General features: G+C 68.4%; 1 protein-coding gene. It reads left to right on the top strand.

Annotated features, from left to right (window positions below; translation table 11 throughout):
* Positions 1-261 precede the first annotated feature (261 nt).
* Positions 262-1,052, top strand: a 791-nt coding sequence (locus tag EJO66_RS32495; RefSeq protein ID WP_185738461.1) for a cache domain-containing protein, incomplete at its 3' end; no start/stop codon positions are given.

Raw genomic sequence — 1,052 nt, 5'->3', positions numbered from 1 at the left:
GGTCGGAGCTGTCAGCGTATTCAGGCTGGATGGAGCACAGGCCCCGCGTTCCGAGCTCGCATTCGCCGCGCCGAAGGCCCTGCGGCCGGCGCCGGCCAGGAAGAGCGCGGCCACCGCAGCCCCGCAACTGGCCGTCGCCGCCAGCACGGCAAATGGCGATTGGACGGAATTTTGAGCTGAAGGCCTCAAGTCTTGCGCGCGGATGCCGATAGACCTGTGGACAGAGCACCGCACACAAGACATCCACCCAAGGAAGAGACCATGTCCAACCGCTTGAATCCGCGCGCCCTCAGCATCGGGCAGAAGCTCGGGCTGCTCACGGCCAGCGCCATCGTGGGCGTGGCGGCGCTGACGGCCCTCTTCCTGGTCTCGGAGCGCAAGCTCATCCTGGAGGAGCGGCAGGCCAGCGTGCGCCAGGTGGTGGAAAGCGCGCATGGCCTGCTGGCCCACTACCACGCGCTCGCGGCCAAGGGCACGCTGACCGAGCCGCAGGCGAAGGAACAGGCGATGCAGGCGATCCGCGGCCTGCGCTACAGCGGCAGCGAGTACTTCTGGATCAACGACATGCAGCCGCGCATGCTGATGCACCCGATCAGCCCGGCGCTCGAGAACAGGGACCTCTCGTCCAACAAGGATGCCACCGGCAAGCAGCTGTTCGTCGCCTTCGTCGACACCGTCAAGGCCAACGGCGCGGGCTTCGTTCCCTACCTCTGGGCCAAGCCGGGCAGCGACAAGCCGGTGCCCAAGGTCTCCTACGTGAAGGGCTTCGAGCCCTGGGGCTGGATCATCGGTTCGGGCGTCTACGTGGACACGGTGCAGGCCACGATCATGGGGCGGGCCATCGGCCTGTCGATCAGCGCGCTGGTGCTGGCCGCGGCACTCTTCGCGCTCGGCTGGGCGATCTCGCGCGGCCTGCTGAAGCAGCTCGGCGGCGAACCGATGGTCACGGCCGGCATCGCGCGCCGCATCGCCGAGGGCGACCTGGCGGTCCGCATCGACCTGAAGCGCGGCGACCAGGCGAGCCTGCTGCATGCGGTCCAGGCCATGCGCGA

Source organism: Variovorax beijingensis, assembly GCF_003951285.1.
Lineage (GTDB): Bacteria > Pseudomonadota > Gammaproteobacteria > Burkholderiales > Burkholderiaceae_C > Variovorax > Variovorax beijingensis.
This window is presented reverse-complemented; position numbering and strand designations above follow the sequence as displayed.